Annotated in this window: 14 protein-coding genes; 8 read left to right on the top strand and 6 right to left on the bottom strand. The window is 29.8% G+C overall.

Annotated elements, in window-relative coordinates; all coding sequences use genetic code 11:
* The first annotated feature begins 108 nt into the window (after positions 1-108).
* Positions 109-1,977 carry an LTA synthase family protein gene (locus RSE15_RS11660; protein WP_324068724.1) on the top strand — a complete coding sequence of 623 codons (1,869 nt, stop codon included), beginning with the start codon at positions 109-111 and terminating at the stop codon, positions 1,975-1,977.
* On the opposite strand, the gene RSE15_RS11655 is transcribed toward RSE15_RS11660, so the two are convergent.
* Positions 1,963-2,724, bottom strand: a complete 762-nt coding sequence (locus RSE15_RS11655; protein ID WP_324068723.1) for a glycosyltransferase family 2 protein — start codon at positions 2,722-2,724, stop codon at positions 1,963-1,965. The two genes, RSE15_RS11660 and RSE15_RS11655, sit on opposite strands and share 15 nt — an antisense overlap.
* A gap of 97 nt (positions 2,725-2,821) precedes the next feature.
* Here RSE15_RS11655 and RSE15_RS11650 point away from each other — a divergent pair, with 97 nt between their 5' ends.
* The gene (locus RSE15_RS11650; RefSeq protein ID WP_324068722.1) at positions 2,822-3,883 is read left to right on the top strand and encodes a glycosyltransferase family 9 protein; all 1,062 of its coding nucleotides are present in this window, start codon (positions 2,822-2,824) and stop codon (positions 3,881-3,883) included.
* On the opposite strand, the gene RSE15_RS11645 is transcribed toward RSE15_RS11650, so the two are convergent.
* The 3 genes from RSE15_RS11645 to RSE15_RS11635 are packed head-to-tail and all read right to left on the bottom strand — an operon-like array spanning position 3,873 to position 6,345.
* On the bottom strand, positions 3,873-4,694 hold the full coding sequence (locus tag RSE15_RS11645; RefSeq protein ID WP_324068721.1) for a glycosyltransferase family 2 protein: 822 nt from the start codon (positions 4,692-4,694) through the stop codon (positions 3,873-3,875). The genes RSE15_RS11650 and RSE15_RS11645 overlap by 11 nt on opposite strands.
* A gap of 24 nt (positions 4,695-4,718) precedes the next feature.
* Positions 4,719-5,486 carry a lipopolysaccharide kinase InaA family protein gene (locus tag RSE15_RS11640; RefSeq protein WP_324068720.1) on the bottom strand — a complete coding sequence of 256 codons (768 nt, stop codon included), beginning with the start codon at positions 5,484-5,486 and terminating at the stop codon, positions 4,719-4,721.
* A gap of 4 nt (positions 5,487-5,490) precedes the next feature.
* The gene (locus tag RSE15_RS11635) at positions 5,491-6,345 is read right to left on the bottom strand and encodes a glycosyltransferase family 17 protein (protein WP_324068719.1); all 855 of its coding nucleotides are present in this window, start codon (positions 6,343-6,345) and stop codon (positions 5,491-5,493) included.
* 56 nt (positions 6,346-6,401) lie between these two features.
* On the opposite strand from RSE15_RS11635, the gene RSE15_RS11630 reads away from it, so the two are divergent.
* Both RSE15_RS11630 and RSE15_RS11625 read left to right on the top strand, forming a co-directional pair.
* Positions 6,402-7,199: a glycosyltransferase family 2 protein gene (locus RSE15_RS11630; protein WP_324070462.1), complete on the top strand. Its 798-nt coding sequence runs from the start codon at positions 6,402-6,404 to the stop codon at positions 7,197-7,199.
* Positions 7,199-8,107: a glycosyltransferase family 2 protein gene (locus RSE15_RS11625; RefSeq protein WP_324068718.1), complete on the top strand. Its 909-nt coding sequence runs from the start codon at positions 7,199-7,201 to the stop codon at positions 8,105-8,107. Before RSE15_RS11630 ends, RSE15_RS11625 begins: the two co-directional genes overlap by 1 nt.
* Before the next feature lie 49 nt (positions 8,108-8,156).
* Here RSE15_RS11625 and RSE15_RS11620 read toward each other — a convergent pair whose 3' ends face one another.
* The gene (locus RSE15_RS11620) at positions 8,157-9,119 is read right to left on the bottom strand and encodes a hypothetical protein (RefSeq protein ID WP_324068717.1); all 963 of its coding nucleotides are present in this window, start codon (positions 9,117-9,119) and stop codon (positions 8,157-8,159) included.
* A gap of 175 nt (positions 9,120-9,294) precedes the next feature.
* Between RSE15_RS11620 and RSE15_RS11615 the strand changes: the two genes are divergently transcribed.
* The 4 genes from RSE15_RS11615 to RSE15_RS11600 all read left to right on the top strand — a co-directional run bounded on the left by RSE15_RS11615 (position 9,295) and on the right by RSE15_RS11600 (position 13,264).
* Positions 9,295-9,861 (top strand): L-threonylcarbamoyladenylate synthase, encoded by a 567-nt coding sequence (locus RSE15_RS11615; protein ID WP_324068716.1) that lies wholly within the window; start codon positions 9,295-9,297, stop codon positions 9,859-9,861.
* A gap of 79 nt (positions 9,862-9,940) precedes the next feature.
* Positions 9,941-11,356, top strand: a complete 1,416-nt coding sequence (locus RSE15_RS11610) for a CCA tRNA nucleotidyltransferase (protein WP_324068715.1) — start codon at positions 9,941-9,943, stop codon at positions 11,354-11,356.
* Between the two features lie 74 nt (positions 11,357-11,430).
* Complete coding sequence (locus tag RSE15_RS11605) at positions 11,431-12,450, top strand: COX15/CtaA family protein (protein ID WP_324068714.1); 1,020 nt, start codon at positions 11,431-11,433, stop codon at positions 12,448-12,450.
* A 43-nt stretch (positions 12,451-12,493) separates the two neighbouring features.
* A complete protein-coding gene (locus RSE15_RS11600; protein WP_324068713.1) occupies positions 12,494-13,264 on the top strand; it encodes a CDP-alcohol phosphatidyltransferase family protein in 771 nt (256 codons plus the stop codon).
* Here RSE15_RS11600 and RSE15_RS11595 read toward each other — a convergent pair.
* Entirely contained in the window at positions 13,261-14,016 is a 756-nt protein-coding gene (locus RSE15_RS11595; protein ID WP_324068712.1) for a LytR/AlgR family response regulator transcription factor, read from the bottom strand. The two genes, RSE15_RS11600 and RSE15_RS11595, sit on opposite strands and share 4 nt — an antisense overlap.
* Between the last annotated feature and the right edge of the window lie 45 nt (positions 14,017-14,061).

Raw genomic sequence — 14,061 nt, 5'->3', positions numbered from 1 at the left:
ACAAAATTGTTATGGATTGGAATTTTTATTTTCTTTTAAAAGTAAATTAAAGGTAAATAAATTGTAAATTTTGCATGAATAGTTAAATTTGCTAAAAATTACCATTTTATGTCAAACTATTTTAGCAGTGTAAAACTATTTTTCAATCGTTTTTTTATTGTTCTTTTTGTTTACCAAATCTGTCGTTTGTTATTTTACTTTTTTAATAAAAATGCCTTTGAAAACATTTCAGCTAAAGGTTTTTTAGGTGGTATTCATTTTGATTTATCGGCAATTGCATACATTAATTTAGTTTTTGCGCTTCTACATTTTATTCCAGGTAATTTTAAATACAAACCCAACTATCAAAAGTATTTGAAAATTGGATTTTTCATCGTGAATCTCATCTTCATCTTAACCAATTTTGTTGATTTCGAATATTATAAATTCACCGGAAGAAGAAGTACTTTTGGCATGATTACAGCAAGCGGAATGGAAAATGAAATTGGCGGCTTAATTTTTTCTTTTTTAGTTGAGTTTTGGCATTTGCCGTTATTAGCAATTCTTTTGGGTTTTGGGTTTTGGAAAATGATTGCTAATCTAAAATCAGCAAGCGAACAAAGTGCAAACTGGTCACAAATTGCAAAACAATCAGGAATATTTATTGTTTTAATGGGTTTTGTTTTCTTGTTAGGTCGTGGTGGTTTTCAGAAAAAACCATTGCGAATTGTTGATGCTGTGAATTATGGATCGATTAATCAATCGGCAATTGTATTGAATACGCCTTTTTGTATTCTAAAAACTATTGGTAAAAAAGAAACATTAGAATCACCAAAATATTTTTCAGAAACGGAATTAAACCAAATTTTCAATCCAATTACCGAAATTACATCAAGCGAAAATCCAAATAAAAAAAATGTAGTTATCATTATTTTAGAAAGTTTCGGAAGAGAAAATATTCAACGTGGACAAACCCCTTTTTTAGATGGATTAATTGAAAAATCGCTGTTTTTCGAAAATGGCTTTGCCAATGGAAAACTATCTATTGACGCGGTTCCTTCTACCCTTTCAAGTATTCCGAGTTTGATGAACAATTCGTTAATTACATCAAGTTATTCTATTAATGAAGTATATGGTTTGCCAAAAATTTTAAAAGCAAATGGTTATCAAACCGCTTTTTTTCATGGTGCTTTTAACGGAAGTCAGAATTTTGACCAATATTGTAAAGTTGCTGGTTTTGATACTTATTATGGGAAAAATGAATATGTAGGTCCGGAAGCTTTTGATGGAAGATGGGGGATTTTTGATGAAGAATTTATGCAGTATTTTTCGGCTAAAATGACCGAATTTAAACAACCTTTTTTTAGTACAATTTTCACCATTTCATCTCATAATCCGTACATTATTCCTGAAAAATACAAAGGAAAATTTCCAAAAGGAACTACAAAAATTCATGAAAGTATTGCCTATGCTGACAATGCACTAAAGCGCTTTTTTGAAACAGCTTCAAAGGAAGATTGGTATAAAAATACCTTATTCGTAATTACTTCCGACCATACTTCTTCGGAACCAACAGAGAAAAAATTCAAAACAAATGTTGGAAAATTCAGAGTGCCAATCTTATTTTTCGATCCGTCAAATCCATCAATTGTAGGAAAAAATCAGAAAAATTTACAGCAAATTGACATTATGCCTTCGATAATTGATTATTTGAATATAAAAAGTAAAATGATCACCTATGGAAAATCTTATCTGTCTGAAAAAGATTTTGTAGTGTATTATTTAGATAACATTTACCATTACATTTCAGGCGATTATTACTTAGCTTTCGACGGAAAAAAATCGTTAGCAATGTATAATTTTAAGAAAGATGAATTGCTAAAAACCAATTTAATCAAAACCGAAAAAGCAAAAGCTACCGAAATGGAAACGTTTATTAAAGCCTATATCCAATCCTTTAATGAACGAATGATTGGTAACAAACTAACGCTTCAATAATTTTTCTTCGCGTTGCAATTTTAATAATTTAGCGTATTTCATGTGTGAAAAAAAGCCTTGAATTAATGCGATTGTGATACCGTCAATTCCATTGAAAATTCCTTTTTTAAGAAAATAACAACGAAAAAAAGCGGTTAAACCATTAATTACAGGTTTTATTGCAGTAACTCTTTTTCCTTGATCAAAAAGTTGTTGGGCATGCCAAGTGGAATACTGATTTTTCTTGGCTACAATTTGCTCAAACGAATCCCAGCCATAGTGTAAAATATGAACTGCTACTTTTTTTTCATTCGTAGTAATAATTTTTTGATGCACTTTTGCTTCTGAAGGCTTTGCTGTTTTTTTATTAAAAAAACGCACTTTATGATCGGGATACCAACCTGAAAAATCAATTAATTCATCTTTTAAAAAGTTTTTAACTCGAAACGAAAAAGCATCATAATTTCCATCTAAATATTTTCCTTTTAAGATAAAGTCAGTAGCATCTGTGTCCAAAAACTCATCGGCATCTAAATTTAAAATCCAATCATTTGAACAAAAAGGTAATCCATGCGTACGTTGAGGACCATCGCCAAGGAACTTTTGAGAAATTACCTTAGCTCCTTTTTCTTCAGCAATTTTAACTGTATTATCAGAGCTTAACGAATCTACTATAATAACTTCATTACACACTTTAAAAAGTGCATCAATACATTTACCAATATTTTTTTCCTCGTTAAAGGTGATTACCAAACCGCTAATTGCCATTTTAAAACTTTTTTACAAATGTAATTAAATTATTTGTTTGCAATAATCAAAAATTAAGCAGTAGTTGTGTATTTTAGCCACTTAATAATTGTATATCATGAAAATATTAATCATACAGCAAAAACGCATTGGCGATGTATTAACTTCTACCATTTTAGCCAATAATTTAAAGAAAAAATACCCTACTGCAGTGATTGATTATATGTGTTATGCAAATTGTGTAGATGTATTAAAAAACAATCCAAACATAACAAACATTATTGTTTTAGAAGAAAAAGTACGTAAAAACTACCTTTCGCTTTTCCAATTTATTTTCAAAATTAGAAGTTCAAAATACGATGCTGTAATTGATGCTTATAGCAAATTAGAAACTAATTTAATCACTTTTTTTTCAGGAGCAAAATATAAAATTTCGTATAAAAAAGGGTATTCCAACATCTTCTACAATTATAATTTTGAACGTATAAAAAACGGCACAAAATCAGCTATTGGATTAGCAATTATTAATCGTTTAGGGTTGTTGAAGCCACTAATTGAAGAAGAAATTACCGATTATAAACCTAAAGTTTTTTTAACAGATTCTGAAATTGAATCGGCAAAAAAATTACTTCAATCCTACCCATTAAAAAACGATAAACCAACTTATATGATTGGAATTTCAGGCAGCGAATGGTACAAAACTTATCCATTTGAAAAAATGGCTGAATTACTAGATTTTACGGTTCAATCTACTGATGCAAATTTGTTATTTAATTATATTCCAAAGCAAAAAGAAGAAGCTCAAAAAATATTTGATTTATGCCAGCCCGAAACACAACAACGTATTTATTTTGATTTATATGCTAATGATTTGCGCTCGTTTTTAGGATTACTTTCGCAATGTGATGCTTTAATTGGAAATGAAGGCGGAAGTGTTAATATGGCAAAAGCATTGTTTATTCCAACATTTTCATTGTTCTCGCCAAGTGTAGATAAAGAAACATGGCAAATTTTTGAAGATGAGAAAAACATCTCAATTCATTTAAAAGATTTGAAACCTGAAATTTATACAGAATTTGACGAAAAACACATCAAAGAACATACTTTTAAATACTTTGATGAATACCCAATTGCATTAATTAAAGAGAAATTAAAAGACTTTTTTGAGATTATTCGCTAAAATATTTTGACAATCCATTTTCAATAAAAGTAACATTGTGTTTTTTATTAAAATTACGAATAGCATTATTTTTTGTCCAGGTTTCTGAAGTAGCATAACCTCTTTTGTGATCTAAGTGAAGGCAAACTGCGCTGTAACGAATTTGCTTAGATAAAATTCCAAAATTGAATAAGCGTTCTCCAACTTCTCGATCCAAACCACCGTATTGCATCTCTTCGTTAAAGCCATTAACCGCAAGTAAATCTTTCTTAAAACAAGAAGTATTGTGTCCGTTGAAGGTTCGTTTAGTAGGTGTTAACCAATTCATAAAAGTTGCAAAAAGTTGAATTTTTGTTAGTTTAGACAATTTAAAACTCTTTGAAACCCCATTTTTTAATAACCAAGAAATTGAAAAACATTGCTGACTTTTAATATTTTCTAATGAAATGGTTTTAGAAGTTTCCATTGGCAATTTAAAATAGCCACCCGAAAGAAAATAGCCTTCCTCTTTATTTTTTAAATGTTGCGCAACAAAATCCTTTCTTGGAATACAATCACCATCGGTAAAAAGTAAATAATCGGATTTGGTTTTTAAGATCGCTTTATTTAAGATTTTACATTTCTGAAAACCATTATCTTCCTGCCAAATATGTTGAATAGGATATTGAAATTTTTCACGAAAAGTATCAATAATCAATTTGGTTTTTTCTGTTGAACCATCATCAGCAATAACCACTTCAAAATTGTTCTCGGTTTGGTTACAGTAACCTTCGAGAACTTTTGCAAGCCATTCTTCTGAATTGTATGTGGTGATGATTACTGATAATTGCATCTATAGAATTAAAAAGTGAAAATACTACTTTTTCCAGAACTTCAATTTCTTTTTGATTCTTTTTTTTCTGTGAAATCGAAATTGAAAATCTGCAGTAAGTTTCCACATGGTTTCAAAAACTACTGCTTCAGGTTCGCCTGAAAGTTTTACGTATTCGTTACTCATCACTTCAATCATATCCTTTTTGTGTGTAATCTTGGATAAATTTTTCATTCGTGTTTGAAAATCAATCGTATTATGAAATTTCATTCGATTCAAATCTACCAGATAAAAAGAATAGCTACCGTTATAATTATCTTTAATTAGTGTATTTCCTGGCGAATGGTCTAAAAATTCAACCCCATTCTGATGCATTTGAAATGTAAATCGTGTGAATTGTCTAATAATCTCTTCTCTGTTAGTAAAATCTTCATTTTGAACAATAGCTCTAAACTCAAACACATTTTCAAGATGTTCACACACATAATAACTTTCATTCAATCCAACTAAATCAAAATGCTCAAAAAAAGCAACCGGCTGAGGCGTTCCAATTTGCATTTCCATTAATTTAGAAGCGAATTCAAAGGAGCGACTTGCTTTTGATTTTCTGAAGTATCGATATGCAATTTTGTTGACTAAATTTGGCTTTTTGAACGATTTGATATTCAATGTAATATCATCAACATCAAATAATTTAATGGCATTTCTTTGACCATTTACAAGAATTTTTCCTTTAGAATTAAAATTGACAATATTGTCTAATATTAACTCCTTAATGGAATGAAACTTACTATCAATTTTAAAATTATTCATGCTCTTACTTGGTAAAAAGATAGTCTTTAAATTTAGAATTAGTAGCGTTTTCTTGAATATATTTTGGTAATGACTCTAAGCTATTCAACATTTTGAATTGTAAATCACGCCCAAACAAATCCTTCCCAGAAGTTATAAAGCTTTCAATTTGTTCTTGACTTTTAAAATTATCATTATTGTATTCTGTATGAGAAAAAGCTTCTAATTTTTCTATAATTTTAGAAACACCACCAAGATAAGTAAAATGCCAACCCGCATTTGGAATTATTTTAAAAACTTCACCTCTACGTTTTGTTCGCATGATGATTTTTCTTATTCTGTTTGGTTTTTGCTTCAATAATTTATACGGTAAAACTGCTGTACAATGCCAAATTCCATCTTTAGCTTCTTCCATAGACATAGAACTTCCACCGTCATAAATTAACTGATTATTTAAAAAGTACATATACATGTCCATTTTTAAACCGTAAATTTCATTAATTCCTTTGTCTAATAAATTTTGTAAAACTGTAGGATTTGGTATTTCATCTACATCAGAAATTAAAACAATATCATCAGGTTTGCAATTTACCAATCCTTTTACAATAGAATTTCGTTGAAAAAATTCTAATTTCCAAGGTGTAAATGGATTAATAATTGGAATAAAAAGCGGGTATTTATCTAGTTTAATATGAATTATTTTTGAAGAAAATTGCGAAAAACGTTCTTTGTTTTCTTGAAAATAATAAGGCTTATGGTTGTTTTGAAATGTTTTGTTTGCTTCAATAATAACAAACTTATCTATCACATTATTTAACTCGTTTAATCTTATTTCTAATAAATCTAGTTCATTAAAAAAAATAAAACAATCATATACCATAATCTTTTTTTTACAAATATAAATATTTATATTAATTTGCACTATATTTATAGATGATGAATAAAAAACCAACTTCTAGTTTAGTTACACCAACATATAATTGGCCAAATGCACTAGAGCTATTACTTTTGAGTGTGAAAAATCAGACCGTATTACCCAATGAAATAATAATTGCGGATGATGGTTCGAGGCCTGAAACAACTGAATTAATCAAAAAATTTCAAAAAGATTTTCCAGTTCCTTTAATTCATGTTTGGCACGAAGATAATGGCAATCAAAAGCCAAAAATAATGAACAAAGCCATAGCAATAGCTAAAAACGAGTACATTATTGAAATTGATGGTGATATTATTATGCATCCAAATTTTATTGAAGATCATTTAAAATATGCACAAAAAGGAACCTATTTGTTTGGTTCGAGAGTAAATATTCAAAAAAACATATTAGAACAAATCTTTAAGAATAAAACTACTTACTTTCATTTCTTTTCTACGGGAATTAAAAAAAGAGCTAGAACGTTACGCTTACCATTTTTGATGAATTTTGTCAAATTGGTTGACAAACGTTCCTCTAAATTAAGAGGTTGTAATATGTCATTTTGGAAAGAAGATTTTATAAAAGTTAATGGTTTTAATGAAGGATTAGTGGGTTGGGGAATTGATGATTCCGAAATGATTCAAAGACTTCACAATATTGATATTCAGGGAAAAAGATTAAAAAATGTTGGCATTGCTTACCATATTTATCATAAAGAACAAGATAAAAGTCACATTGAAGTAAATCATATTATTGAAAAAGAAACAACAGAAAAGAAAATTACTTTTATAGAAAAAGGCATTAATCAATATTTATAATGAATACAATAGCGGTTATTTTAATTAACTACAACTCTGCAAAATATACAATTGATTGTATAGAAAGTATTTGGGATAAAACTTCATCAAACCTAAATTATGAAATTATTGTAGTAGATAATAATTCAAAATCTGATGATTTAAACCTAGTAGATATTTTTGTTAACAATGCAAATAGAGCAAATTTAAAGTTAATTAAAAGTAAAATAAATATAGGATTTGGTGGTGGAAATATGATGGGAGCCCAAGCTGCAAATGCCAAGTATTTTGCTTTTGTCAATAACGATTCTATTTTTAAAAATGATTGCTTAACCCTTTTAGTGAATGCAATGGAAGCAAATGAAAACTATGGCGTTTGTGGTCCAAAAGCGTACAAAGAGGATGGTTCCATATTGGCAACATTAGATCATTACACTTCCGTATCAAAAGAATTATTAGGAAGATCTTTTCTTGAAAAAATGAATCCGAAAAAATATCCAAATCGTAAAAAAGAATACACTAACCATCAAAAAGGACAATTTGTTTCTGGCAGTTTTATGATGGTTAAATCCGTAGATTTTTGGAAAGTTGGTGGCTTTGATACAAATATATTTTTATATCACGAAGAAACGGATTTATGTAAAAGAATAAACAAGTTAAACAAACATTCTTATCTAATTCCTGAAGCAGAATTTGTTCATTATCATGGAGCTAGCACTCCAAAATCGATAGCAATAAAAACAGAACTAAAACTTTCCCAATTATACGTAATAAGAAAACATTACGGCTACTGTAAGTTTAAATTTTTACTCACTTACTTTCAAATTAAATACTTTTTATCTTCCATTGTTAAGCCTAAGTATTGGCATTTGTTCTTTGTGCTTCTCAAAGGAGCTCACCTTTCAGATTCTTTAAAACAAAAACAATAAAAAACATCTAATTGGTAGCATAAACAATAGCTTAAAACTATATTTTTAGTTACTCTATAAATACACTTTTAAATTTATCCATTACGCGTTCTGGTGCAAATTCATTTGAATAAGCATCCCAGTCATTAGTTTTATCTACTTTAAAATTTTGAATTATTTCGTTCAAATCTTTTTCATTTTGGTATAAAATAGCTTTAGGACCTAAAATATCAATATGTGATTTTTCTTCCGAATTAGCCCACGTTATAATTGGTTTATTTGCGATTGAAAACTCTCCAACTGCTATACCAAAACTCTCGCCTTGTTGTCTTGCATGCAAATAGGCGTCGCAAGTATTTATAAATTTAGCTTTATAAATTTCGTCCTGCGATTTTGGAAGAAAAATAATATTTTTATATGGTGTAAAAATACTTTTAAATACAAAGCTATTGGTTCCCATAAAAACAAAGTATAGATCTTTTCTTTTTTTAGAAATTTCAACAATTAATTTTTTAACAAATGGTAAATCAAATGTAGTGTCGCCACCATGTCTTCCAAAAACGATAGCGTCTTTAGGAATATTTAACTCATCTCTTAAATTTGCTTCTGTTTTTTCAATAGAAATCATATGAGGAACAAATGGCGCCACACCATTAGTCATTTCTTTAGATAACCATTCTGACACATAAGCATATACATCACCATGCGGTTCATAATATTTAAAAACAGAATGAATAGCCGTTTTACAATTTTTAGGATTAACTCCATCAATTTTTCCTGCCTTTATTGCATAAAAAAGATCCGATTGGGTATTCAAAACAATTTTTTCAATTTCGTTCAAATTAGAATATGAATGAACTTCAAATTTTTTCTTAAACTTTTCAATTGCAGGAGCAAAATTATTCTTGTTGTTTTTTTGATGAATTATTATTGATTCATTATTCAAGTATTCTTGATTAAATAATGCATAATTATAAACTGCATTTGAGGTACCTCTATATGAAAGTTGATTTTCGTGAAAAAGTATTTTCATTTTTAAAATTCAGGGTTACAAAAAAAGAATTGACATTTTTTTTCAAAAATACATTTTTTTTAGTTTAACATATATACATTATATTTGATAAATTTTTTAATTTAAATTTTATCAAGAAAATCATTATTTTTCTTATCAAATAAAGTATTATTCTTTAAAACTAATAACTACCATTTTGGACATCAACACTCAAGTTCACAACGCATACGAAATCATCAAAAACGGAGGCATTATTTTATATCCAACAGACACCGTTTGGGGAATTGGCTGTGATGCTACCAATGAAGAAGCTGTAAAAAAAATCTATGCTTTAAAACAACGTGAAGAATCCAAAAGCATGATTGTTTTACTAAATGGCGAACGGATGATGTACAACGTTTTTAAAGAAATTCCTGAAGTGGCTTGGCAAATTTTAGACTTATCGGAAAAACCAACGACTTTAATCTTAGACAATCCTCGAAATGTTGCCAAAAATATTATAGCCGAAGACAAGACTTTAGGAGTTCGACTTGTTACTGAGCCTTTTTGCTTTAAACTAATGGAACGCATGAAAAAACCATTGGTTTCAACCTCTGCGAATATTTCAGGAATGTTTACACCAAAAACTTTCAAAGAAATTAGTCCCGAAATTATAAAAGGTGTCGACTATGTAGTAAATTTGCACCACGATAAAGTTTGCAAAAATCCTTCTACGATTATTAAATTAGGTTTAGATCATCAAGTAAAAGTGATTCGCAAGTAAAAATGTTCCAAGTTTAAAGTTCCAAGTTTAAAGTTATCTCCAACTTGAAACCTTAAACTTGAAACTTTAAACTAAGAAAATGAATTACAAACAACATTTAGAACATAACATCTTCAAAATCATTTCACAGGCCGCACAAGAACTTAACTTGGAATGCTATGTGATTGGTGGTTTTGTACGCGATATATTACTCAACAGAGACCACAAAAAAGACATCGACATTGTTGCCGTTGGTAGCGGCATTGAATTGGCTTTAAAGGTTTCTGAATTGATTCCTTTTCATCCAAAAGTGCAAGTTTTTAAAAACTATGGCACCGCAATGCTACGTTATGATGACATTGATGTGGAATTTGTTGGGGCTCGAAAAGAATCGTACACACACGATAGCAGAAATCCTTTAGTGGAAAATGGAACTTTAAAAGATGATCAAGAACGAAGAGATTTCACTATAAATGCTTTGGCTTTTTCTTTGAATTTTGAAAACTTTGGTGATTTAGTTGACCCATTTAATGGTGTAGAAGATTTGAAAAATAAAATCATCAAAACACCTTTGAATCCTGACATTACGTATTCTGATGATCCATTACGCATGATGCGTGCAATTCGTTTTGCTTCGCAATTGAATTTTGAAATTGAAACTGAATCCTTAGAAGCAATTTCAAAAAATAAAGACAGAATCAATATTATTTCAGGCGAACGAATTGTTGATGAATTGCATAAAATTTTAGCTTCTAATAAACCTTCGATTGGATTTTTACATTTGTATCAAACTGGCTTGTTGGATATTATTTTGCCTGAATTAACCGCTTTGAATAATGTCGAAGAAGTGGAAGGTCATACACACAAAAACAATTTTTATCACACATTAGAAGTAGTTGATAATATTTGTCCAAATACCAATGATGTTTGGTTACGTTGGGCTGCATTATTACATGATATTGGCAAAGCACCAACTAAAAGATTCAACAAAAAACAAGGCTGGACGTTTCACGGTCATGAATTTTTAGGCGGAAAAATGGTCAAAAAAATATTTGAACGTATGCACATGCCATTGAATCACAAAATGAAGTTTGTGCAAAAAATGGTCATGATGAGTTCACGACCAATTGTAATTGCAGAAGAAATTGTTACCGATAGCGCAGTCCGTCGTTTGGTTTTTGATGCTGGCGAAGACATTGATAGTTTAATGACCTTGTGCAAAGCAGATATCACTACAAAAAATCCAAAGAAATTTCAGAAATACCATAAGAACTTCGACATTGTTAAACAAAAAATTGTTGAAGTGGAAGAAAAAGACCGTGTTCGTGTATTTCAACCACCTATTTCAGGCGAAGAAATCATGGAATTATTCGATTTGAAACCTTGTAGAGAAGTTGGAATTCTAAAAGAAGCGGTGAAAGAAGCTATTTTAGAAGGAGAAATTCCGAATGAATACGAACAAGCAAAAGAATTTGTTTTGAAAAGAGCTGAAAAATTAGGATTGAAAAAAGTATAATTTTATAATTTGTTAAAGCACTTCAGAAAGAATCATTGATTAAATTTGAAGCGCTTTTTGAATATCAAGAAAAAATGAAAACAAATAAATCGGTTATTTACTGGCTACTTTCAGGATGTGTTTTGTTATTTATCATGGTTACTGTTGGCGGAATTACCCGTTTAACCAACTCGGGTTTATCCATGACTGATTGGCATTTAATCAACGACACCTTCCCTCCTATGTCGGAAGAAAAATGGGTAGAAGCCTTTGAAGAATACAAGAAATTTCCAGAATATCAAAAAGTAAATCAATACAAAGATTTTCAATTAGAGGATTATAAATTTATCTTCTTTTGGGAGTGGTTTCATCGTTTTATTGGTCGCATTATTGGGGTTGTATTCATTATTCCATTTATTTATTTCTTAATCAAAAAACAATTAGATAAAGAAACCATCAAAAAATGTTTCATTCTTTTAGGAATGGGTGCTTTCCAAGGATTTTTGGGTTGGTTCATGGTAGCCAGTGGTTTAAAAGACATGCCCGATGTGAGTCACTTCAGATTAGCGATTCACTTAACATTTGCTTTCATAACGTTTGCTTATACGCTTTGGGTTGCCTTAGATTTAATTTATCCTGAACGAAAATTGCCTGTTCTAGAATTAAGAAAAATTGCTCGAATAGCCTTAGCAATTCTAATCATTCAAATTATTTATGGAGGCTTTGTTGCTGGTTTAAATGCTGGTTTAATTCACAATCATTGGCCTTTAATGAGTGACGGACAATTTTTCCATGAAAGTATTCGATTAGAGCAATCGAATTTGCTTTTAGCATTTACAGAAGGAAAAAGTGGCGTGCAGTTTATTCATAGAACTTTTGCTTATTTTGTAGTTGGAATGATTATTTTCTTATTCATCAAAAGCAAAAAAATTGTATTAGATAAAACACAATACAACGGGGTTAAAACACTATTAGTTTTTGTTTTTATCCAGTTTTTATTAGGAATTTTTACCTTGTTATTCCATGTGCCACTTTGGTTAGGATTATCACATCAAATTATGGCGTTCTTTTTATTGACTGCCATGACGTTTACATTACATAGATTCACAAAATAAGGTTGCCGACTATATTGTCACAGTTCTTTATTATTAACTTTAAATGTCAAAATTAAACGCTTCGGATAAATTTTTAGATTTGTCTGACTACGGAAGATCTTTCGGACGATTCTTCGCCCTTCAATTGAAAGAAACACGCTTTACAGCTATTCATGTTACAATTTTATTTGGAATTTCTGGTTTACTTGCAATTTATTGTATTTTAAACCAATACTTTTTAGCTGCTGCTTTTTTCATCGTCTTAAAATCCGGAATTGATGCCGCTGATGGCGAATTAGCCCGATTAAAAAACACGCCTTCGTATGTGGGAAGATATTTAGATAGTGTGTTTGATATTATCTTGAACTTTCTGTTTCTAATGGCAATTTGTTATGTTTCTAAAACTACAATTTGGTTAGCATTATTGGCTTTTATTGGCATTCAATTACAAGGCACACTTTATAATTATTATTATGTGATTTTGAGAAATAAATCGGTTGGTGGTGACGCAACAAGTAAAATATTTGAATACAAAACCCCAAGAGCTTTACCTGGGGAAACGCAACAAGCTGTTAATATTCTATTTGGGATTTATACTATTGTTTATGGTTTTTTTGATAAAATAATTCACTTTTTAGACGCTGAAGCTTATAAAGTAAAAACATTTCCTAATTGGTTTATGACGTTACTTTCACTTTATGGGTTAGGTTTTCAATTACTAATTATTGCTTTCATGTTGCCTTTTGGTTGGATTGAATTAATCGCTCCCTTCTTTATTATTTATTCCCTATTGATTTTTGTGCTTATTGGAATTCGAAAAACTATGATTAATTAACCAATCCACTCTTTAAAATCACCAACACGCTCTCTGGCAACAATAACCTCATCGTATTTGTAAGTTGGCAAAATAATTTTCAATCTTGAATTGGAATAGACTTGTATTTCTTTAACGGCTTTCAACGGAACTATGAATTTTCGGCTTACGCGATAAAAGTCTTTTGGATTGATTTCAGCTTCTACAACTTCTAAAGTGGAATCAATTAAATAATCACGATTGTCTAAAGTGTGAATATACGTTCCTTTGTTTTCACTGTAAAAACATTCTACTTCATCAATGGAAATCACTTTTAACTGTTGCCCAATTTTTACTGAAAATCGCTTTTTATATTCCTTTTCAACTGGATTGACTAACATGCGCTTAATTGCTTCAAAATCTATACTTGAAATCGTATTTTTTTGAAATTGATTTTTGAATTTTGAAATTGCAGTTGAAAGTTCGTCTTCATCAATTGGTTTTAGTAAATAATCGATACTATTTAGCTTGAAAGCGCGCAATGCATATTCATCATAAGCAGTTGTAAAAATCACTGCGCTTTTAATATTGATTTGCTCAAATATCTCAAACGACAATCCATCAGACAATTGAATGTCTAAAAAAATCAAATCAGGATGTGCGTTGTTTTGAAACCAAGAAATTGATTCTTCTACTGAATGCAACATGGTATTCGCTTGCAATCCTAATTTTTCAACCTTACGTTGCAACAATCGTGCTGCTGGTTTTTCGTCTTCGATTATTAATATATTCATTGTTTTAAAACTTCAAAATTCAACATTCGTTGTTCAATATTCAGC

This window comes from Flavobacterium sp. (genome assembly GCF_035195345.1).
GTDB lineage: Bacteria > Bacteroidota > Bacteroidia > Flavobacteriales > Flavobacteriaceae > Flavobacterium.
The sequence above is the reverse complement of the archived record's forward strand: the minus strand, read 5'-3'. Positions and strand labels throughout refer to the sequence as shown.